The sequence below is a fragment of the Candidatus Omnitrophota bacterium genome, assembly GCA_023819145.1.
In the GTDB taxonomy this organism is placed as follows: domain Bacteria; phylum Omnitrophota; class Gorgyraeia; order DTHP01; family DTHP01; genus JBFWKV01.
The window spans coordinates 25993-45022 of record JAMWCW010000007.1 but is presented as its reverse complement, the minus strand read 5'-3'; the positions used below and the strand labels follow the sequence as shown (position 1 = coordinate 45022).

Sequence of the window (19030 nt, the reverse complement as noted above, 5' to 3'; positions counted from 1 at the left end):
AATTTTAGGTATGTAAACTATAATCTTTCTCAACAAGTGTGGGGGTAAATGCGTAAACGTACAGTGGCACGGGAAATGGCGTTACAATGTCTCTATCAGACAGATGTCAATCGAGTTTCTTATGAGGAAGGTAGAGAAAGTTTTTGGTCAGGTGTAGATGTAAATGAAGAAATTAGAGCATATGCGGACAATTTGGTTAGAGGGACTCTGGCAAATCTTGAAAAAATAGATTCGTTGATTAAGAAATATGCTCAAAACTGGGAAATATCCCGTATGGCAGTTATTGACCGTAATATACTGCGCATGTCTTGTTTTGAACTAAATTCTATTAAAGAAGTTCCTCCAAAAGTAGTGATTAATGAGGCGATAGAATTAGCCAAAAAATATGGCGATGTTGAATCTCCTAAATTTATAAATGGTATACTGGATAAAATTTTTAAAGAAGATATAAAAAAACTTAGAGAGATTTAATTTGGAAACACAATTTGCTGACCTTCATATCCATTCCTCTTTTTCAGACGGTTTTTTTACACCTAAGGAAATTGTTAATAAAGCGAATGAGAAGAAACTTTCTTGTATTGCAGTTACTGATCACGACTGTGTAGATGCCATTCCTCATCTTTTTAGATACGCTTCTTCTTTAGAAGTGATTCCTGCCGTAGAGTTGACCACTGAACTTGATGATAAAGAGATCCATATTTTAGGATATTTCATAGATCATCAGGAAGAAAGTTTTGTTAATAGATTAAAAGAATTTTGTCGGGCAAGAGAAAAAAGGATATATAGGATGGTAGAAAAGCTCAATGCTTTTGGGATCAATATAGACTATAAAGAGGTTGTGACGGAAAAAAGAGAAGGCTCGGTAGGTAGACTACACTTGGCACAGGTTTTATTAAAACGTGGTTATGTAAGAAGTATTTCTGAAGCATTTTCTAGATATATTGGTAATCATGCACCCTGTTATGTACAAAGATTTCGTCTTTTACCCCACGAAGCAATAAGAATGGTTAAAGAAGTAGGAGGAGTAACTGTTCTTGCCCATCCTTATAAGATGAATAAAGATGAACTGATTGAAAAATTGGTAAAAGAGGGTATTGAAGGGATTGAAGTTTATCATCCCGACCAATCTTCTTTAATAACTGAGCATTATCTATATTTAGCAAGAAGATATTCTCTTTTGGTTACCGGAGGTTCTGATTGTCATGGAATAAAGGGGAAAAGAGAGCTGGGGAGTATAAAAATTTCTTATGAATGGGTTAAGGAGATGAAAGAGAGGATTAAAGAACGATGAACCACGAAGATTATATGCGTACTGCTTTTAAACTGGCTCTGAAATCAAAAGGACTTACCAGCCCTAATCCGCTAGTAGGTTGTGTTATTGTAAAAGAAGGAAGAATATTAGGTAAAGGATTTCATAAAAGAGCAGGGTTTCCTCACGCAGAAATAGAAGCGTTAAGAGAGGCGGGAGGGAGAGCAAAAGGGGCAGTTTTATATGTAAATCTTGAACCTTGTTGTCATTATGGCAGAACTCCTCCGTGCACCAAAGCAATAATTTCTGCAGGGATAAAAAAAGTTTATACGGCGATGGTTGATCCTAATCCTCTAAATAACGGGAAAGGAATAAAAGAATTAAGAGAAAAAGGGATTGAGGTGGAGGTAGGAATTTTAGAAGATGAGGCAAGGAAAATTAATGAGGTTTTCGTAAAATACATTACTCAAAGAATCCCTTTTATAATTGTAAAAGTTGCTCAGAGTCTTGATGGAAAGATTACTACCAAGACCGGAGAATCTAAATGGATTACTTCGGAAAAGGCACGTACATTTGCAAAGGAATTACGTAACGAAGTAGATGCGGTAGTAGTAGGGGTAAATACAATAATTAAAGATAACCCTCTCTTAAACCCTGCATTCAAAACTCTAAATTCAAAGGTTTACTATAAGATTATTTTGGATTCAAGATTGAGGATGCCGCTTAAGGCAAGAGTCCTTTCTGAAAAATCTATTGGGAAATTAATTATTGCTACCACAAAGTATGCTCCTAAGAGAAGAATGCAAGAATTTAAAAACAGGGCAGAAGTTATAGTAGTTAATGATAAAGATGGCAGAGTTGATTTAAAGACTTTAGCGAGAAAATTGTTTGAAAAAGAAATAGCCCATGTTTTAGTAGAAGGAGGGGGAGAAACCATCGCTTCTTTTTTAGAGGGAAAACTTGTAGATAAAATTTATTTCTTTATTAGTCCAAAAATAATCGGAGGTCGAGAGGCAATTACTTCTGTGGAAGGAGAAGGTGTTGAGAAATTGAATAAGGCAATTTTATTGAAAAATACAGCGATAAAAAGGATAGGAGATGATTTTTTAATTTCTGGTTATATAAAAAAATAGGAGTTAAATATGTTTACAGGAATAATTGAGGAATTGGGTTCAGTGGATAAAATTTTGAAAAAGGATAGTTTTTTTAAATTAGAGATAAAGGCTGAGAAAATTATTACCACATTAAAAGTTGGAGATAGTGTTTCAGTAAATGGCGTATGCTTAACAATTGTGGAGACAAAAAAAGATAAATTAATTTTTGATTGTATCGGAGAGACTTTAAAGCGTACAAACTTAGGAATGCTTAAAGTAAAAGAAAAGGTTAATTTAGAGAGGGCATTAAAGCTCGATTCTTTTTTAAGTGGGCATATCGTTTTAGGACACGTAGATGGAATGGGTAAAATTTTAAAGAAGATTAAAGAAGAAAGTGGAATATCTTTATTTGTGGATACAAATAAAGAGATATTAGATTATCTTGTTCCTAAAGGTTCAATTTCTTTAGATGGAGTAAGTTTGACGATAGTAGAAATAGAAAACAGTTATTTTTCAGTAAATATTATTCCTCACACCGCAGAGAATACTACACTTGGTTTTAAAAATATTGGTGATTATTTGAATATTGAAATAGATATTTTTGCAAAATATGTGAATAAAATTCTTACGAAAAAAAAAGGTGAACACTTAAGCGAAGGATTTCTTAGAGAGCACGGTTTTTTATAAATTTTATAAAGTGAAAAAGGGAAGGGTTTTTATTGGAACAAGTGGTTATAGCTATGCTCACTGGGGAGATGGTTTGTTTTATCCTGAAGGGCTCCGAGAGAATAAATGGTTAGAATATTACTCTAAATTCTTTAACACTGTAGAATTAAATGTTACTTTCTATCGTCTTCCGCGGAGAAGCACATTTGAAAATTGGTATAAGAAAACTCCCAAGGATTTCGTATTCGTTGTTAAAGGTTCAAGATATATTACCCATGTAAAGAAACTCAATGGTATTAATGATGATCTTCTAAAATTGTTTAATCTACTTAAAGAACTGAAAGAAAAATTGGGAATAGTTTTATGGCAATTTCCTCCGGACATGAAATTAGATATTAAAAGATTAGAAAAATTTTGTAAAGATATTTCGGGATATAAAATCCGTTATGCTTTTGAATTTCGCCATTCCTCATGGTTCAATGAGGAAGTATATACTCTTTTAAGGAATTACAATTTTTCTTTATGTATTGCCCATTCACCATTTTGGCCGATGGTTGAGATTGTTACCAGTGACTTTATATATCTACGCTTTCACGGAGGAAAAACGCTTTACGGTTCAGAATATACCGAAAAAGAGTTGAAATTTTGGGTAGATAAGGCTAAAATCTGGATAGAAAAAGGTATTGATCTTTATGCCTATTTTAATAATGATGCTTGCGGCTATGCCGTAAAAAATGCCATAAGGTTAAAAGACCTTTTGACTATCTAACCCAAATCCGGGGAGTGGCTCAGTTTGGTTTAGAGCGCAGCGTTCGGGACGCTGAGGTCGACGGTTCAAGTCCGTCCTCCCCGACCACCTATGAGCAATTATCCTTATTAAACGCTACTTTGACTTATCTTGAAAAAACAACTACTAAAATATAATTTATTGCTTAGTCACTGACATTGTAGATATCAATTGTCCCTGCGGTGTTTACTTGCCATTAACTTCTTGCCAATTTTATTTTAGGCGAAGATTTATTTTGGAATTAAATATATATTTATTATATAATTAATATTAAGAATAATAAGTAAAAACAATGCTTAAAGAATATCTCGAAGACATTACAAAAACTTTTAAAGCTGGTGATGCCACAGAAGCCAGTTATTATTCTGCTTTAAAGAAATTATTAGAAAACTATCTAAATTTTAAGAATAAAAAACCTTCTATTACAATTGAAGCAAGAAGAACAAAGGCAGGAAAACCCGATTTTACAATACGAAATGGCAAAGAACTAATTGGTTATATAGAAGCCAAAGATTTAACCTTAACCAATTTAACCGATGTTTATGATACAGAACAGATTGAGCGCTACAGGGCTCGATTGCCAAATTTTATTTTAACTAACTTTTTAGATCTTCATCTTTTTAGGAGTGGTAAGGTCGTAAAAGAAGTTAGGATTGGTCAACCGTCAATTCTTAAAAAATTAAAAACAGCGCCACCGCCAGACAACGGGGAAGATTTCTTTAAGCTCCTTGATACCTTCTTTTCATACAACATCCCTGAATTAAAGTCAGCGAAGTCTTTAGCAGAAGAATTAGCTCAGAAGGCCCAGCTCTTGCCTTCTTATATTATTGAAGAGCTAAACAACCAAGAAATTACTGAGATAGACAGGATTTATGAAGCCTTTAGGAAATATTTGATTCCGGATTTATCAAAAGAGGATTTTGCGGATATTTATGCTCAGACTATAACTTATGGATTATTTACTGCACGGCTTCAATATCAAGGCAAAGACTTTAGCCGTTTTATAGCTTCCGAATATATCCCCAAAAATATCCATATTTTTCATGATACTTTTTCTCTTATTTCAAGTTCAGCTTTACCTGAATCCATAACCTGGATTTTGGATGATATCGCCACGATTTTAGCCCACTGCGATATAGAAAAAATTAGACAGGATTTACATCGCCAAAAAGGCGGTGACCCCTTAATGCATTTCTACGAAACATTTTTAGCTGAGTATGACCCCCAAAAAAGAGAAGCAAGAGGTGTATATTATACCCCGCTTCCAGTTGTTTCTTATATTACACGGTCAATAAATATACTACTAAAGAAAAAATTTAACAAGAGAGACGGTTTTGCGGATAAAACTGTTACGCTTTTAGACCCCGCTGCAGGAACACTCACCTTTTTAGCTCAGGCGATTTTATTGGTTAAGGAAGAGGTTTTTAAGGGAAAAATGGCGGGAGCTTGGCAGCAAATAATTAAAAATCATGTCTTGAAAAATTTCTATGCCTTTGAGTTGTTAATGGCGCCCTATATTATAGGACATCTTAAAATATCGTTGCTTCTAGAAGATTTAGGTTATAAATTTCAAAAAAGATGACCGTTTTTCACTTTATCTAACCAATACCCTCGATTTGCGCGAAATAACTCAGGCAGTTGAGCCTTATGTTGCCGCATTATCTGAGGAGGCAATTGAGGCAAAAAAAATAAAAGGCGAGGTACCGATTTTAGTAATTATGGGAAATCCTCCTTATTCGGGACACTCCAAAAATATCGGAGATTGGATTACCAATTTAATTGAGGATTATAAGAAAGTAGACGGCAAACCCTTAAGGGAAAGAAATCCTAAATGGCTGCAAGATGATTATGTTAAATTTATCCGCTTTGGGCAGTGGAAAATTGAAAAAGCAGGGCAGGGGATTCTGGCTTTTATTACCAACCACAGTTATTTAGATAACCCTACCTTTAGAGGAATGCGGCAGTCATTAATAAAGACCTTTAATGAGATTTATATCCTGGATTTACATGGCAACAGCTTGAAGAAAGAAAAATGCCCTGACGGCTCAAAAGACGAGAATGTTTTTGATATACAGCAGGGAGTGGCAATCGCCATCTTTATCAAAGAATCAGGCGCCAGGGGCAATAAGGTTTATTATGCGGATTTGTGGGGAGTAAGAGAGAAGAAATACCAGTGGCTGGAAGATAACGATGCGGCATCAACAAAATGGAGGACCTTAGCGCCAAAACCTGAGATGTATTTCTTTGTGCCGCGCAGCGAAAAGCAGGAAAAGCAATACCTGTCTTTCTGGAAAATAACCGACATTTTTGCAGTAAACAGCGTGGGGATTGTTACCTCCCGGGATAATTTGGTATTTGATTTCGAAAAGCGAAACTTACGTCAACGCATAGAGGCATTAAGAGGAAAGGGCTTAAGCGATGATTTGCTAAAAGCTACCTACAATATAAAGGAAAACCCCAGATGGAAAATCGCAAAAGCGCGGGAAGAAATTAGAAGGATTGAGGATCTGGATAAAAATATAGTTAAATGCCTCTACCGTCCCTTTGATATCCGTTATTTGTTCTATCATGACGCGGTAATTGAGCGCTCAAGAAAAGAAGTGATGCGGCATATGATGCAAGAGAATTTAGGATTGTTAACTTCCAGGCAAGCGCAGGGCGGGTTTAGACACGCTTTAGTTACAGATCAGATTGCCGACCTTAATTCTACCGGTACAGCTGGAAAATATGGAAGTGGTTATTTATTCCCTCTTTATCTTTATCCTGATAGCGACAAAAAGGATTTATTTGCTATTGCCGGTGAAATAAAGAGCCCGAACCTTAGCAAAGAATTATTAAAAATTTTATGCGACGCTTTTAAAAAGGAGCCAAAGCCAGAAGAAATCTTCTATTATATTTACGCTATTCTTTACGCAAACACTTACCGCGCAAAATATGCGGAATTTTTAAAGACAGATTTTCCGCGCATTCCTTTTACCAAAGATGTTGAAGTTTTTAAGGAAATGGCAGGCCTGGGCAAAGAGTTAGTAGAATTGCATTTGCTCAAGTCCAAGAAATTGGATAAATCAATCGCAAAATTTCCAGCGAAAGACGGCTGCAAAGTTGAAAAGAGAGAATACAAAGAAAAAGAAGAAAGGATATATATTAACGATAAGCAATATTTTTCTGGCGTCGCTAAAGAGGTCTGGAATTATTATATTGGCGGCTATCAGGTCTTGGATAAATGGCTCAAAGAAAGAGAAGATAGAGTTTTAAGCGATGATGATATTGCCCATTTTCTTAAAGTTATTGCTGCATTATCACATACTATAGAATTGCAAAAAGGAATTGATAAATTATATCCCAAAGTAGAAAAAGCGCTTTTAGGGAATTGATCTGCCACCACAGAAATCCATGTTGGAAAAATCGCCGAAAATTTTGCATCTCTTGTAAGGCTAAAAGAATATTGTAAAAATTGAGGTGCGGTTTTATTATCCACACTGGCAAATCTAGGGTTTACGAATTGCCGATTTTTTTGGTAATTATAGGAATCTTAAAGTTACAGAGTTAGGAGAAGGTTGAATATATACTTTTACGGAGTTATTTTTTATTTTATAAATATTCTTAATGAGTCACCATTTACCTCCTTTTTATTTATCTTATCTATATAATTTTAATACTTTTAAGTTGACCGGAAATTCAATTTAGTTATAATAAAAATAGCTTTCTAAGGGGGTGATAAATAAGAAATTATGGCAAAGAAAAGGATTCATGTGTTTTATTCAGGAAAGGTTCAGGGGGTAGGTTTCCGTTTTACTGCAGAAAGTTTTGCTTTAGAGCTGGGACTCGTTGGCTGGGTAAGGAATTTGAATGATGGACGGGTAGAACTGGAAGTAGAAGGTGAGGAAGGAAAGTTAAGGAATTTCTTAGATAAGTTAAAGAACTATTTCGATAAATATATAAAAAATGTAGAATTAAAATGGCTCGACTCAATAGACGAATATAGGGATTTTGAAATAAGATTTTATTAAAAAGTGATAGTTTAGAGCTTGAAGTTTAATTGAAAGATGCGTTATGCTATTTTAGGAGATGTTCATAGTAATTGGGAGGCTTTAAATGAAGTATTGTGGGCATTGAAAAAAGAAAATATTGATGAGTATTTTTCAATAGGGGATATTGTTGGCTATAATGCTAGTCCTAAGGAATGTATAAAGATTATGAAGGAATTTTGTAAAAAAATTGTTGCAGGGAATCATGATTGGGCATGTGTTGGTAAATTTAATTTAGAATGGTTTAATGACTTGGCTAAAAACGCAATTTTATGGACTGTTAATTTGTTAGATGAGGATGAAAAAAGAATTCTTTCTGGTCTTCCACTTATTTATGAAGAAAGTGATTTTACCTTAGTTCACGGAACTATCTTTGAACCAGATAAATTTTTTTATCTTGATAATCTGAGTTACGCTTGGATGTGCTTTCAGGTATTAAAAACCCCTCTTCTTTTTGTAGGGCATACACATAAAGCTCTTATCTTTTCTTTGGATAGCGAAGGGAATATACAATATTTTTTTGAAGATAAGATTTCTTTAAAGAAGGGAATGCGTTATATTGTTAATGTAGGAAGTGTAGGCCAGCCTCGCGATGGAGACCCGCGAGCATGTTTTTGTATATATGATAGTGAAGAAAAAACTGTAGAGTTTAGGAGAATAAGTTATGATTTGAAAAAAACTCAAAAAAATATTTTGAATAACCTCTTACCCGAAGAACTCGCTTTTAGATTGTCGTGGGGAAGGTGATATTATGACGGAGCTAAATGAAGTTAAAAGACAAATTGAAAAATTGCGTGAAGAAATCAGACACCACGATTATCTCTATTATGTTTTGAATCAACCGGTCATTTCTGACAAAGAGTATGACGATTTATATAGAGCACTAAAAGAATTTGAGGAAAAATATCCGCAATTTATAACTTCAGATTCTCCTACTCAAAGAGTGAGTGGAGAGGTCTTAAAGGAGTTTAAAACTGTGAGACATAAGGTAAAGATGTTTTCGTTAGACAATACCTATTCTTTTGAAGAACTTAGGGAGTGGAACGAAAGGTTATATAAGAATTTAGGAAAAGATAAGATCGAATTTGTGGTAGAACTAAAAATTGATGGAGTAAGTTCCTCTCTTACTTATGAAAACGGTATTTTTAGCTTAGGAGCTACGCGGGGAGATGGAGAAGTGGGTGAGGATGTTACTTTGAATCTTAAAACGATTCGTTCCATTCCTTTGCGCCTTAAAGGAAAAGATATCCCGCGGATTTTGGAAGTGCGTGGGGAGGTATATATGGAACGAAAAGATTTTGAAGCTCTGAATAAAGAAAGAGAAAAAAAAGGAGAGGTTATTTTTGCCAATCCGCGGAATGCTGCGAGTGGTTCCTTGAAATTACTTTCTCCATCAATTACTGCAAAACGTAATCTGAATTGTTTCATTCACTCTTTTGGAACCATGGAAGGAGGGAGAATAATTTCTACGCAGTGGGAATTCCTAAGTTATGCCCAAGAGGTTGGTTTTCGAGTAAATCCTGCAAATAAACTTTGCAAGGATATAAACGAAGTTATTGTCTATTGTAGACAGTGGCAAGAAAAGCGTGATAGTTTAGATTATGATATCGATGGTATGGTGGTTAAGGTTAATTCTTTTGAACAGCAAGAGAAGTTAGGTTTTACTTTAAAGAGTCCACGCTGGGCGGTGGCCTATAAGTTTCCCGCCAGACAGACAACCACGGAGGTTTTAGCAATTAAGATGAATGTGGGCAGAACTGGCGTAATTACTCCTACCGCAGAACTAAAGCCGGTCGAATGCGGAGGAGTAATTATTAGAAATGCTACTTTGCATAATTTTGATGAGATAAAAAGATTGAATATTCGTGTTGGAGATAGAGTTTTAGTAGAACGAGCAGGAGAGGTTATCCCTAAGATAGTTAAAGTAGTTGAATCAAAAGGGAAAAAAGAAGTAGATATTCCTAAAACTTGTCCTGTTTGTGGCGGTAGAGTGGTCAAAGAAAAAAAAGAAGAAGTTGCCTATCGTTGTATTAATCCTTCTTGTCCTGCACAGTTAGAGCGGCTTATAATTCACTTCGCGTCTCGCGTGGCAATGGATATAGAAGGTTTAGGAGAATCTGTTGCTAAACAGCTTGTGAAGAAAAGAATGGTCAAGGATTTGGCAGACATTTATTTTTTAAATAAGGAGGATTTACTTACTTTGGAGCTCTTTGCTGAGAAGAAGGCAGAGAATTTGTTGAGGGCAATTGAAGAAAGCAGGAATAGGCCTTTTAGTAAATTTTTATATAGTTTAGGAATCCGTCATGTGGGAGAAAAAGCAGCAATTGTTTTGGCAGAGCGTTTCAGGAATATCGATGCCCTTATGAATGCAAAAGAAGATGATTTATTGGGAATTTACGAAGTTGGCCCGGTCATGATTCAAAGTGTTATTAATTTCTTTAGACAAAAATCAACTCAGGATTTGATTAAGAAATTTAAAAAAGCGGGTGTAAATCTAAAAGAAGAGGCAAAGAAGATAGAACATCAGCCATTAAAAGGTAAAAGATTTGTTTTTACTGGCGAACTTTCCGAATTTACACGCAAAGAAGCAGAAGAATTAGTGAGAATTTTGGGTGGTGAAACAGCCTCTTCCGTATCTAAAAATACTGATTTCGTAGTTTTAGGAGAGAATCCGGGTTCAAAATATAATAAGGCAGAAGAGTTGAGGGTAAAGATTATTAACGAGGAGGAATTTAAAAGATTGGTAAAGGAGGCAAGATGAAAAAGATTATTGTTATAGTTATTTTAATAACAACTCTTACTGGTTGTGCGTCTTTTCGGAGGAAATTTGTACGCGAAAAGAAAAAAGAAGAAAAGCCCCGACCAGTTGTTTATTTCAAAGACTATGAAAAAGATATTTCTTATGAAGAGTTGTACAAGAAACATTTTCTTTTCTGGAAATACTGGGAAATGGAGTTAATTAATGCCCTTGGAGAAAACAATTATAAGAAACAGTTGAGTAGTTTACAACAATCGATTTCTAACCTTAGAGACTTAGAATCCTATCTTGTTCCTGAGAAGCAGAAAGAGGTTGCTAAATATCGAGAGACATTGGAGGAGATTGAACCTAAGATTAAGGATGGAATAATTTCCGAACTAGAAAGGTTAAATCTGAGACAGAAAATAGAAAAACACTTGAGAATGGTTGAGAAAGAATTAATGTATCATAAGATGCAAGGGTTTATAAAGGAATCTCAAAGCAATGGTGATTGAAAGAATTGTTGTCGGAGAATTGGAGGCTAATTGTTATATTGTATACAATGAGGTTAGCCTACAGGCTTTAATCATAGATCCCGGCGGAGATGCATCTAAAATTAAAATAATTATTGATAGGAAAAAACTAAAATGTCTTTTTATTATCAATACCCATGGACATATTGACCATATCGGAGCGAACAATGAATTTGATATTCCCATAATGGTCCACGAAGCCGATGAAGAGTTTCTTTACAATCCTGAGTTGAATCTATCCATGTGCTTTGGTTTTCCTTACTCTTCGCGGAAGGCAGAAAAAATTCTGGAAGGTGGAGAAATGTTTGATTTTTCTGGTCTAAGTTTTGAAACAATTCATACGCCAGGGCATACGCCGGGGAGTATTTGTCTAAAATTTGACAACCATCTTTTTACGGGAGATACCATTTTTTTTCAAGGGATAGGTCGTACAGATTTTCCACATTCATCAGAGGACAAATTACTCAAGTCTATTAAGGAAAAAATATTTACCTTGGATGCGGAAATTAAAATTTTTCCTGGCCATGGTCCAACTTCTACTATTGGGGCAGAGAAAAATTTCTCTTCTAAGATATGGAAGAATGGATTGAACAGTTTTTGAATTATCTCAATGTGGAAAGAAGTTTAGCAGATAACACAATAGCTTCTTATAGAAGAGATCTTAAAATATTTAAAAAATATCTTTCTGATGGAGGCATCATTTCTTGGGATAAGGTTTCTCGCAGAGATATAGACAATTTCTTATTTAAGAGAAGAGAAAAAGGAATAAATCCTTCTTCGATAGCGCGGGAGTTAGTAGCGTTAAAAATGTTTTTTAGATTTCTTGCCCAAGAGGGAATTATAAGAGATGACCCTACTGCGGTTTTAGAGACGCCGCGGTTGTGGAAAAGGCTTCCGGAAAGTCTTTCTGTTGCTGAGGTAGAAAAAGTTCTAAACTCTGTTCGCACAAATACTCCTATAGGTTTCAGAGATAAAACATGTCTTGAACTTCTCTATGCCACAGGAATGCGGGTTTCTGAAGTAGCCGATTTGAGGATTAGCGATATTAATCTAGAAGGAGGTTTTGTGCGTTGTAAAGGTAAAGGTGAGAAAGAAAGAATTGTTCCTGTGGGAAAGACTGCAATAAGGTATTTAAGAAATTATCTGTTAGAGATAAGGCCAAAGATGATTAAGAAAAATAGTGAGCCGTTTCTCTTTTTATCTCACCTGGGTAAGAAGATTTCTCGGCAGAGCATATGGAAAATGATTAAAAAATATGTTCTACGGGCAGGAATTAAGAAGAAGGTTGGTCCACATACTCTAAGACATTCTTTCGCAACACATCTTTTAGAACGCGGTGCAGATTTGAGGGTGGTTCAAGAGATGTTAGGCCATGCAAATATCTCTACTACTCAGATTTATACTCATGTAAATAAAGAAAGGCTCAAGTCGATACACAAAATGTTTCATCCCAGGCCTTGATTGAAGACTGTTAGATTACCAAAAGTTGCTAAATGGTTAAATGGTTAAATTGAAAATAAATCCTAAGTTAACACAGTTAATAGAAATTATCGGAAGAGAATGTAAAAGATTGAAGATAAATGCATATTTAGTAGGAGGACCGGTAAGAGATTTGTTTCTGGGAGAGTCTAACATTGATTTGGACATTGTTCTTGATAAAGATGTAAGGATAGCAATTCCTCATTTAGCGAAGAGATTCTCAGCAAACTATGTTTACCAAGAAAAATTTAAAACCGCTAAATTATTTCTGAGGGATTTACACATTGATATAGCCACTATGAGAGAAGAGTATTATCCTTCTGTAGGGAGTCTTCCCCAAATAAAGATAGTTTCTTCTATAAAGAAAGACCTCTTTCGTAGAGATTTTACAATTAACGCCATGGCACTTAAAATTAATGGAGAAGGATTTTCTGATTTAATTGACCCTTTTAAAGGCTTAGAGGATTTAGAAAACAAAAGAATCCGCGTGATACATAAAAGAAGTTTTTTAGATGACCCGACAAGAATTATTCGTGCTATACGTTTTGCAAGCAGATTTGACTTTTCGATAGCGAAAGATACTCTCAAATGGCTAAGAGAGGCAGTTTCCAGAGGAGTATTTTCTAAGATAAGTTCCGTGCGCATTGGTAATGAAATAATTAGATTACTTCAGGAGAAGCAACCTTTTAAGGGTATTAAAAAGATACAGAAACTCTGTGGTTTAAAAATAATCCATCCCGATATTAAGTTTAAAGAAGAATGGAATAAGTATTTTCTACAGTTACCCCTCTGGATAAGAAGATTTGAGAGTAAGACTTCCCAACATTTAGAAAGTTGGCTTGTCTACTTTATTTTTATTACCGATGCACTTGATAAGAGTGAACTGCAGAGGTTATGTATGCAATATGAATTGGATAGGCATAAACGCTTTGCGGTTTTACATACTTTTAAATTGCGGGGAATAAAAAGAGAAAAATTGTTAGTTTCTAAATATAGTGAATTATTTAATTTATTGAAACCCATCATACCAGAGAGTATAATTTATCTCATCATCGGAACAAAAAATTCATTTTTGAAGAAAAAACTCTTTAACTTTCTTATTAAATTTTACGAAGTTAAGATCCATACAGATGGAGAAACACTAAAAGAAATGGGATTTTCTCCAGGTCCAATTTTCAACAAGATATTAGAGGCCTTATTTCTGGCTAAACTCGATGGAATTGTTTCTACAGCAAAGGAAGAGGAAGCTTTTATTAGGAATAATTTTACTTTTCGGCGATGACTATTGGGATATTAGAAATATCCATAAAGATAGATGCAAGTCATTCTCTGAAAGACAAAAGGATGGTGTTAAAAAGTTTAAAGGATAGAGTAAGAAATAATTTTAATGTAGCGGTTTCAGAGATTGGAGCCCAAGATAACTGGCAGATTTCCCGCCTCTGTATAGTTTCTGTGAATTCTGATAAGAGGTGCTTAAACAGTCTACTTTGTAAAATATTAGAATTTGTTCATCATATTTCTGGAATAGAAGTCAATGACTACCACCTGGAGTTTATTTAAAGATGAGACAACGTGCACAGAAAGTAGCTCAGGTTTTCAAAAAGGAAGTTTCTAAAATAATATACGAAGAATTGCATGACCCACGTATCGGTTTTATTACCATTACTCATGTAGAGATAACGGATGATCTTCGTTTTGTAAAAATATACTACAGTATTCTCGGTACAGAAAAGGAAAAAGAAGAAACAACCAAAGCGTTGAAGAGCAGTGAAGGTTTCATTCGTGGATTAATTGGACAGAGAATAAGGCTAAGGTTTGTTCCTGAAATTAAGTTTCTGTTTGATTCTTCTGCAGAATACAGTATGCATATTCAGGATATTTTGGACAAAATCAAGGAAGAGAGATGAAATTAGATGCGCTAAATAGTGTTGTTAAATATATAAAGAAGGGAAAAGTCTTTTTAATTACCTCCCATGTAAATCTTGAAGGCGATGCTTTGGGAAGCGAACTTTCTTTGGCATATATTCTGGAGAAAATGGGTAAAAAGTTTTTTATCTATAATGCCAGTGTTTTACCAGCCGCCTATAGATTTTTGCCACTAATTCATTATTTGGATAAAAGGAAAAATAAAAAATTTGATACTGCCATAGTACTAGACTGTTCAGATCTTGAGAGGATAGGTAAAGTTAAGAAATTTATCAACTCCAAAAAAATAATTATAAATATTGATCATCATCCTGATAACATTTATTTTGGAAAAGTTAACTGGGTAGATCCCACGGCTTCTGCGGTTGGTGAATTGATATATGGATTGTTTAGGAAACTTGCCATTTCTTTGAATAAAGATGCGGCAATATGTCTATATGCCGCCATTATAACCGATACAGGGGGATTTCGTAATCAGAATACTACAGTCAAGACACATCGGATAGTTTCTCGTCTGCTTGAATATGATTTTGATGCGTCTTTGGTTTTTGAAAATATTTATGGAATGTACTCTCTTGCACGAATGAAATTATTAGGATTGTCCCTTCGGAACATCAAAGTAAATAAAGAGAAGGGAATTGTTTGGATGTCCGTTTCTCAGAAAATGCTGAGGGATACAGGTGCTGATTTAAAAGATACTGAGGGTTTCATCGAGATGCTACGTTCAATAAAAGGTATAAAATTAGCAATTTTATTTCAGGAGGTAGAAAAAAATAGAGTAAAGATTGGTTTCCGTTCACGTCGCGATTTAGATGTTGGTAAATTAGCTCGTCTTTTTGGAGGAGGGGGACACTTTGCTGCTAGTGGTTGTATGTTAGAAGGCCGATTAAAAGATATAGAAAATATGGTTCTCCATCGGATAATTAAAGAGGTTTAAGATGAATGGGGTGCTTATTGTAGATAAACCCAAAGGATTTACTTCTCACGATGTGGTGGATTTTATTCGGAAGAGATTTAAACTCAAGAAAGTAGGACATGGAGGAACCCTCGATCCGGAGGCTACCGGAGTATTAGTGGTTTTGTTGGGTAAAGCTACTAAATTATTTACGTATATTGTAGAGATGGATAAGGAATATAAAGGAAGTTTCTATCTTGGAAAGTTTACCGATACCGGAGATGGAGATGGAAGGATAATTTTTGAAGAAAAAGACGAAGATAAAGTTACTAATTTGGATGTAGAGGATATAGAGAGGGTCTTTCATTCGCTTACCGGTGATATTTCTTTAACCCCCCCTATGTTTTCTGCCTTGCACTATAGAGGAAAACGGCTCTATGAATTGGCAAGAGAAGGTAAGCTTGTGTTCCGTAAACCGCGTTTGGCAAAGATCTATTTTTTAAAACTAGTGAATTTTTCTCCTCCTTTTGTTGATTTTCATATTTCCTGCTCAAAGGGAACCTATATCAGAAGTCTTTGTGAAGAAATTATGAGGCGTTTAAACTTGCCTCTTTATCTCTATTCTCTTAGACGCGTGCGTTGTGGTAATTTTTCCTTAGCTAACGCAGTTAGTATCGATGTCCTTAGACAGATTGATTCGTTAGCTAAAATTTTTATTCCTTTAGAGAGTATAACAAGTGAAAGTTATTCGAGCTCTAAACAATTTAGATAAAATACCAAAAGGAACCGTTGCTACTATTGGAATATTTGATGGAATACATCGCGGACATTTAGCAGTTTTTTATAAAGTTATAAATGAAGCTAAGATAAAGAAAGTTCCTTCTTTAGCAATTACTTTCCATCCCCATCCCTCAAGGATAACGAAAAAAAATACTGCTCTTCCTCTTTTAATTTCTTTAGAACACCGCCTCTTAATGATGAGAAATTTAGGGATAAATTATTGTTTAGTCATTCCTTTTGATAGGAATTTTTCTCTTCTTTTTCCTCATCTTTTTGTAAAAAATATTTTATGTGCTGGATTAGGGATTAAGATATTATATGTAGGGAATAATTTTCGTTTTGGATATGGACAAGAAGGAGGTATTAGATTACTCAAAAGATTAAGTAAAGAATTCCATTTTCGCCTGACTGTGGTTCGGCCGGTTAAATATAGGAAAAGAATAATTAGTAGCAGTTGGATAAGAAAAGAATTAAATTTGGGCAATCTCGATTTAGTTTCTCGTCTTTTAGGCCGTCCTTTCTCTATCTATGGAAAAGTTGTGAAAGGGGAGGGAAGGGGAAAGAGATTGGGTTTTCCTACTGCAAATTTGGATATAAAACACGAGGCACTTCCTCCCTCTGGCGTTTATTTAGTAAAAGTTTATTTTAAAAAAGATATTTATCCTGGTCTTCTTTATATAGGACACCGGCCAACTTTTTCCAAAGTTAGTGAACTTAGTGTAGAAGTATATTTACTTGATTTTAAGAATAATCTTTATGGTAAATTCTTAGAAGTTGAGTTTATAAAAAGAGTAAGAGCAGAGAGACAATTTGATAAAATTTCTTCTCTTGTTTTAGCTATGAAAGAAGACGAATCGTTTGCCCGTTCTTTCTTCTCTCAGCATTCCTCCCAGTAGACTTCCTTTAAAGATATAAAAATATTTATTTTTTTCTTGACAAGTATATAAATAGTGGTATACTTTTCACATATAGTGGTTTAAAGTGGAGTAAAGTGGATTAAATTTGGCTTATTTAATATAAACAGTATTTTTTCTATATATATTAAGGAGATTAAATTTATGTTTTACGGTGAGTTTACCCATATTATTGACCGTAAAGGAAGAATAATCTTACCCGCGAAATTTCGTCAGATAGTAAAAGATAAAGGGATAAAGAAATTTTATCTCACGAGGGGTTTAGATAAGTGTTTATTTCTCTTTACTGAAGAAGAATGGAGAACGCAGGAAGAAAATTTTAAGACACTTTCTTTTACTCACCAAGAAGCAAGAAGATTTAATCGGTTATATTTCTCTGGAGCTCAAGAAATAATACCTGATTCACAAGGAAGGATACTTATTCCTCAGTATTTAAAAGATTTTGCCGAATTGAGAAAGGATATTGTAATTATCGGCGTTTCTAACCGTATAGAAATTTGGAGTAAGAATTTATGGAAGGAATTTTACGAAAATTCTCGTCCTTATTTCGAGGAGACAGCGGAGAAATTACTGGGACAGTGATTAAGGTAGAATTGAATGATGATTATTGCCGTTCTATGATAGGAGATGATGGTTCAGAGAAATATTTCTTGCATAAGCCCGTTTTGTTGAGAGAAGTCATAGAAAATCTTAATCTTTCTCCGGGTAAAACTATCGTTGATTGCACTATAGGAAGCGGTGGACATGCGGAGGAAATTTTGAGGAAAATATTACCGGGTGGCTTCTTGATAGGAATTGACCTCGATCGAAATATTTTCTCTATTACAGAAGAGAGATTAAAAAAATACAGCGGTTCTTTTAAATTAGTTCAGGGGAATTTTAAAGATATTAGTAAAATAATAGAAGATTTACATATAAAGAAAGTGGATGGTTTTCTACTTGATTTGGGTATTTCTTCATATCAGCTTTCAGACCGCAGACGGGGATTTAGCTTTCGTTCAGGTGGACCATTGGACATGCGTATGGACGAAACCCAGAGGCTTAAGGCATTTGACTTAGTCAATTACATGGATGAAGATGGGTTAGTGAAAATATTGGAGCATAACGCTCAGGAACGCTTTGCAAGAAGAATTGTCCACAATATTGTTATCGCGCGAAAAAGAAAGAATATAGAGACTACCACAGAACTGGTAGAGATCATTTTGAGGGCACTTCCTAAAAATTATCGTAGTTATCATATTCATCCTGCCACACGAACTTTTCAAGCTTTACGCATCGCGGTTAATAACGAGTTGGATAACCTTATTTATTTTCTTGATAATTTTTTCAATCTTCTTTCTTTGGGAGGAAGAATTGTTATTATCTCTTTTCATTCTTTAGAAGACCGCATTGTTAAGAATAAATTTATCCAGTTAGCTAAAAACGGATTGTTTAAGATATTAACCAAAAAGCCAATTAGACCTGAAAGTGATGAGATTTCAGAAAATTCGCGGGCAAGGAGTGCCAAATTACGTTTAGGTGAAAGGATAAGATGAAAATTATAAAATTTCTTTTTGTTATCTTTATCCTTGTTGCTTCTGCTCTTCTATATGTATGGCAGAGTATTCATCAAATAGAATTGAGTTATCAGATTCTGCAGAGAGAGAAAATAATCAATAATCTTGTTGACCAGAATCGAATTTTGAAGTACAATGTAGCCCAGTTAAAATCTCCTTCTTATTTAGAAAGAAAGGTTTTGGCAAAACACACAGGCCTCAAATACACTAAGCCTATAGTAATAATTTCCGAATCGAAAAAAGAGAATTTATTATCTTCAGAATTTACAAAAACAACATTTTTCTGGCATAAAGTTAATAGATTAATTTCTAGAATATTCTCGGGTAGGTCTGAAGCAGAAGCAAAGCCATAAGTTTTTATAACCGTTTTAATAGAAATTTTTTAT

General features: G+C 34.6%; 22 protein-coding genes and 1 tRNA gene. All 23 read left to right on the top strand.

Features of this window, described 5'->3' with window-relative positions:
- The first annotated feature begins 48 nt into the window (after positions 1-48).
- The 23 genes from nusB (at position 49) to NC818_04715 (ending at position 18997) form a co-directional block, all read left to right on the top strand.
- On the top strand, positions 49-471 hold the full coding sequence (gene nusB / locus NC818_04825) for a transcription antitermination factor NusB (GenBank protein MCM8784077.1): 423 nt from the start codon (positions 49-51) through the stop codon (positions 469-471).
- Between the two features lies 1 nt (position 472).
- A complete protein-coding gene (locus NC818_04820; GenBank protein ID MCM8784076.1) occupies positions 473-1291 on the top strand; it encodes a PHP domain-containing protein in 819 nt (272 codons plus the stop codon).
- Complete coding sequence (gene ribD / locus NC818_04815; protein MCM8784075.1) at positions 1288-2382, top strand: bifunctional diaminohydroxyphosphoribosylaminopyrimidine deaminase/5-amino-6-(5-phosphoribosylamino)uracil reductase RibD; 1095 nt, start codon at positions 1288-1290, stop codon at positions 2380-2382. The genes NC818_04820 and ribD overlap by 4 nt, the downstream gene beginning before the upstream one ends.
- Before the next feature lie 9 nt (positions 2383-2391).
- On the top strand, positions 2392-3030 hold the full coding sequence (locus NC818_04810) for a riboflavin synthase (protein ID MCM8784074.1): 639 nt from the start codon (positions 2392-2394) through the stop codon (positions 3028-3030).
- Between the two features lie 10 nt (positions 3031-3040).
- Positions 3041-3778, top strand: coding sequence for a DUF72 domain-containing protein (locus tag NC818_04805; protein MCM8784073.1), 738 nt, complete (start codon positions 3041-3043; stop codon positions 3776-3778).
- 8 nt (positions 3779-3786) lie between these two features.
- Positions 3787-3865: transfer RNA gene (locus NC818_04800), tRNA-Pro, on the top strand.
- 223 nt (positions 3866-4088) lie between these two features.
- Positions 4089-5378, top strand: a complete 1290-nt coding sequence (locus NC818_04795) for an N-6 DNA methylase (GenBank protein ID MCM8784072.1) — start codon at positions 4089-4091, stop codon at positions 5376-5378.
- 34 nt (positions 5379-5412) lie between these two features.
- Positions 5413-7170 (top strand): hypothetical protein, encoded by a 1758-nt coding sequence (locus NC818_04790; GenBank protein ID MCM8784071.1) that lies wholly within the window; start codon positions 5413-5415, stop codon positions 7168-7170.
- A 357-nt stretch (positions 7171-7527) separates the two neighbouring features.
- On the top strand, positions 7528-7806 hold the full coding sequence (locus tag NC818_04785) for an acylphosphatase (GenBank protein ID MCM8784070.1): 279 nt from the start codon (positions 7528-7530) through the stop codon (positions 7804-7806).
- Between the two features lie 36 nt (positions 7807-7842).
- Complete coding sequence (locus tag NC818_04780) at positions 7843-8571, top strand: metallophosphatase family protein (GenBank protein ID MCM8784069.1); 729 nt, start codon at positions 7843-7845, stop codon at positions 8569-8571.
- Between the two features lie 4 nt (positions 8572-8575).
- Positions 8576-10585, top strand: coding sequence for an NAD-dependent DNA ligase LigA (gene ligA, locus NC818_04775; GenBank protein MCM8784068.1), 2010 nt, complete (start codon positions 8576-8578; stop codon positions 10583-10585).
- Positions 10582-11076, top strand: coding sequence for a hypothetical protein (locus NC818_04770; GenBank protein ID MCM8784067.1), 495 nt, complete (start codon positions 10582-10584; stop codon positions 11074-11076). Before ligA ends, NC818_04770 begins: the two co-directional genes overlap by 4 nt.
- Positions 11066-11695, top strand: a complete 630-nt coding sequence (locus tag NC818_04765; GenBank protein MCM8784066.1) for an MBL fold metallo-hydrolase — start codon at positions 11066-11068, stop codon at positions 11693-11695. Before NC818_04770 ends, NC818_04765 begins: the two co-directional genes overlap by 11 nt.
- A complete protein-coding gene (gene xerD, locus NC818_04760; GenBank protein MCM8784065.1) occupies positions 11668-12555 on the top strand; it encodes a site-specific tyrosine recombinase XerD in 888 nt (295 codons plus the stop codon). Before NC818_04765 ends, xerD begins: the two co-directional genes overlap by 28 nt.
- Positions 12556-12595: 40 nt before the next feature.
- The gene (locus tag NC818_04755) at positions 12596-13855 is read left to right on the top strand and encodes a hypothetical protein (GenBank protein ID MCM8784064.1); all 1260 of its coding nucleotides are present in this window, start codon (positions 12596-12598) and stop codon (positions 13853-13855) included.
- Positions 13852-14133, top strand: a complete 282-nt coding sequence (locus NC818_04750) for a DUF503 domain-containing protein (protein ID MCM8784063.1) — start codon at positions 13852-13854, stop codon at positions 14131-14133. Before NC818_04755 ends, NC818_04750 begins: the two co-directional genes overlap by 4 nt.
- Positions 14134-14135: 2 nt before the next feature.
- Positions 14136-14480 (top strand): 30S ribosome-binding factor RbfA, encoded by a 345-nt coding sequence (gene rbfA, locus NC818_04745; GenBank protein MCM8784062.1) that lies wholly within the window; start codon positions 14136-14138, stop codon positions 14478-14480.
- On the top strand, positions 14477-15436 hold the full coding sequence (locus tag NC818_04740; protein MCM8784061.1) for a bifunctional oligoribonuclease/PAP phosphatase NrnA: 960 nt from the start codon (positions 14477-14479) through the stop codon (positions 15434-15436). The genes rbfA and NC818_04740 overlap by 4 nt, the downstream gene beginning before the upstream one ends.
- 1 nt (position 15437) lies before the next feature.
- Positions 15438-16166: a tRNA pseudouridine(55) synthase TruB gene (truB, locus tag NC818_04735; protein MCM8784060.1), complete on the top strand. Its 729-nt coding sequence runs from the start codon at positions 15438-15440 to the stop codon at positions 16164-16166.
- On the top strand, positions 16132-17070 hold the full coding sequence (locus NC818_04730; GenBank protein MCM8784059.1) for a bifunctional riboflavin kinase/FAD synthetase: 939 nt from the start codon (positions 16132-16134) through the stop codon (positions 17068-17070). The genes truB and NC818_04730 overlap by 35 nt, the downstream gene beginning before the upstream one ends.
- 162 nt (positions 17071-17232) lie before the next feature.
- Positions 17233-17670, top strand: a complete 438-nt coding sequence (gene mraZ, locus NC818_04725; protein MCM8784058.1) for a division/cell wall cluster transcriptional repressor MraZ — start codon at positions 17233-17235, stop codon at positions 17668-17670.
- Positions 17601-18623 (top strand): 16S rRNA (cytosine(1402)-N(4))-methyltransferase RsmH, encoded by a 1023-nt coding sequence (gene rsmH / locus NC818_04720; protein ID MCM8784057.1) that lies wholly within the window; start codon positions 17601-17603, stop codon positions 18621-18623. Before mraZ ends, rsmH begins: the two co-directional genes overlap by 70 nt.
- The gene (locus NC818_04715) at positions 18620-18997 is read left to right on the top strand and encodes a hypothetical protein (protein MCM8784056.1); all 378 of its coding nucleotides are present in this window, start codon (positions 18620-18622) and stop codon (positions 18995-18997) included. Before rsmH ends, NC818_04715 begins: the two co-directional genes overlap by 4 nt.
- Positions 18998-19030 lie beyond the last annotated feature (33 nt).

Excerpts from the sequence above, each read along its gene's own strand:
- nusB (MCM8784077.1), top strand. The coding sequence starts at position 49 with ATGCGTAAACGTACAGTGGCACGGGAAATGGCGTTACAATGTCTCTAT.
- ribD (MCM8784075.1), top strand. The coding sequence starts at position 1,288 with ATGAACCACGAAGATTATATGCGTACTGCTTTTAAACTGGCTCTGAAA.
- NC818_04810 (MCM8784074.1), top strand. The coding sequence starts at position 2,392 with ATGTTTACAGGAATAATTGAGGAATTGGGTTCAGTGGATAAAATTTTG.
- NC818_04795 (MCM8784072.1), top strand. The coding sequence starts at position 4,089 with ATGCTTAAAGAATATCTCGAAGACATTACAAAAACTTTTAAAGCTGGT.
- NC818_04785 (MCM8784070.1), top strand. The coding sequence starts at position 7,528 with ATGGCAAAGAAAAGGATTCATGTGTTTTATTCAGGAAAGGTTCAGGGG.
- NC818_04780 (MCM8784069.1), top strand. The coding sequence starts at position 7,843 with ATGCGTTATGCTATTTTAGGAGATGTTCATAGTAATTGGGAGGCTTTA.
- ligA (MCM8784068.1), top strand. The coding sequence starts at position 8,576 with ATGACGGAGCTAAATGAAGTTAAAAGACAAATTGAAAAATTGCGTGAA.
- NC818_04770 (MCM8784067.1), top strand. The coding sequence starts at position 10,582 with ATGAAAAAGATTATTGTTATAGTTATTTTAATAACAACTCTTACTGGT.
- NC818_04765 (MCM8784066.1), top strand. The coding sequence starts at position 11,066 with ATGGTGATTGAAAGAATTGTTGTCGGAGAATTGGAGGCTAATTGTTAT.
- xerD (MCM8784065.1), top strand. The coding sequence starts at position 11,668 with ATGGAAGAATGGATTGAACAGTTTTTGAATTATCTCAATGTGGAAAGA.
- NC818_04755 (MCM8784064.1), top strand. The coding sequence starts at position 12,596 with ATGGTTAAATTGAAAATAAATCCTAAGTTAACACAGTTAATAGAAATT.
- NC818_04750 (MCM8784063.1), top strand. The coding sequence starts at position 13,852 with ATGACTATTGGGATATTAGAAATATCCATAAAGATAGATGCAAGTCAT.
- rbfA (MCM8784062.1), top strand. The coding sequence starts at position 14,136 with ATGAGACAACGTGCACAGAAAGTAGCTCAGGTTTTCAAAAAGGAAGTT.
- NC818_04740 (MCM8784061.1), top strand. The coding sequence starts at position 14,477 with ATGAAATTAGATGCGCTAAATAGTGTTGTTAAATATATAAAGAAGGGA.
- truB (MCM8784060.1), top strand. The coding sequence starts at position 15,438 with ATGAATGGGGTGCTTATTGTAGATAAACCCAAAGGATTTACTTCTCAC.
- mraZ (MCM8784058.1), top strand. The coding sequence starts at position 17,233 with ATGTTTTACGGTGAGTTTACCCATATTATTGACCGTAAAGGAAGAATA.
- rsmH (MCM8784057.1), top strand. The coding sequence starts at position 17,601 with ATGGAAGGAATTTTACGAAAATTCTCGTCCTTATTTCGAGGAGACAGC.
- NC818_04715 (MCM8784056.1), top strand. The coding sequence starts at position 18,620 with ATGAAAATTATAAAATTTCTTTTTGTTATCTTTATCCTTGTTGCTTCT.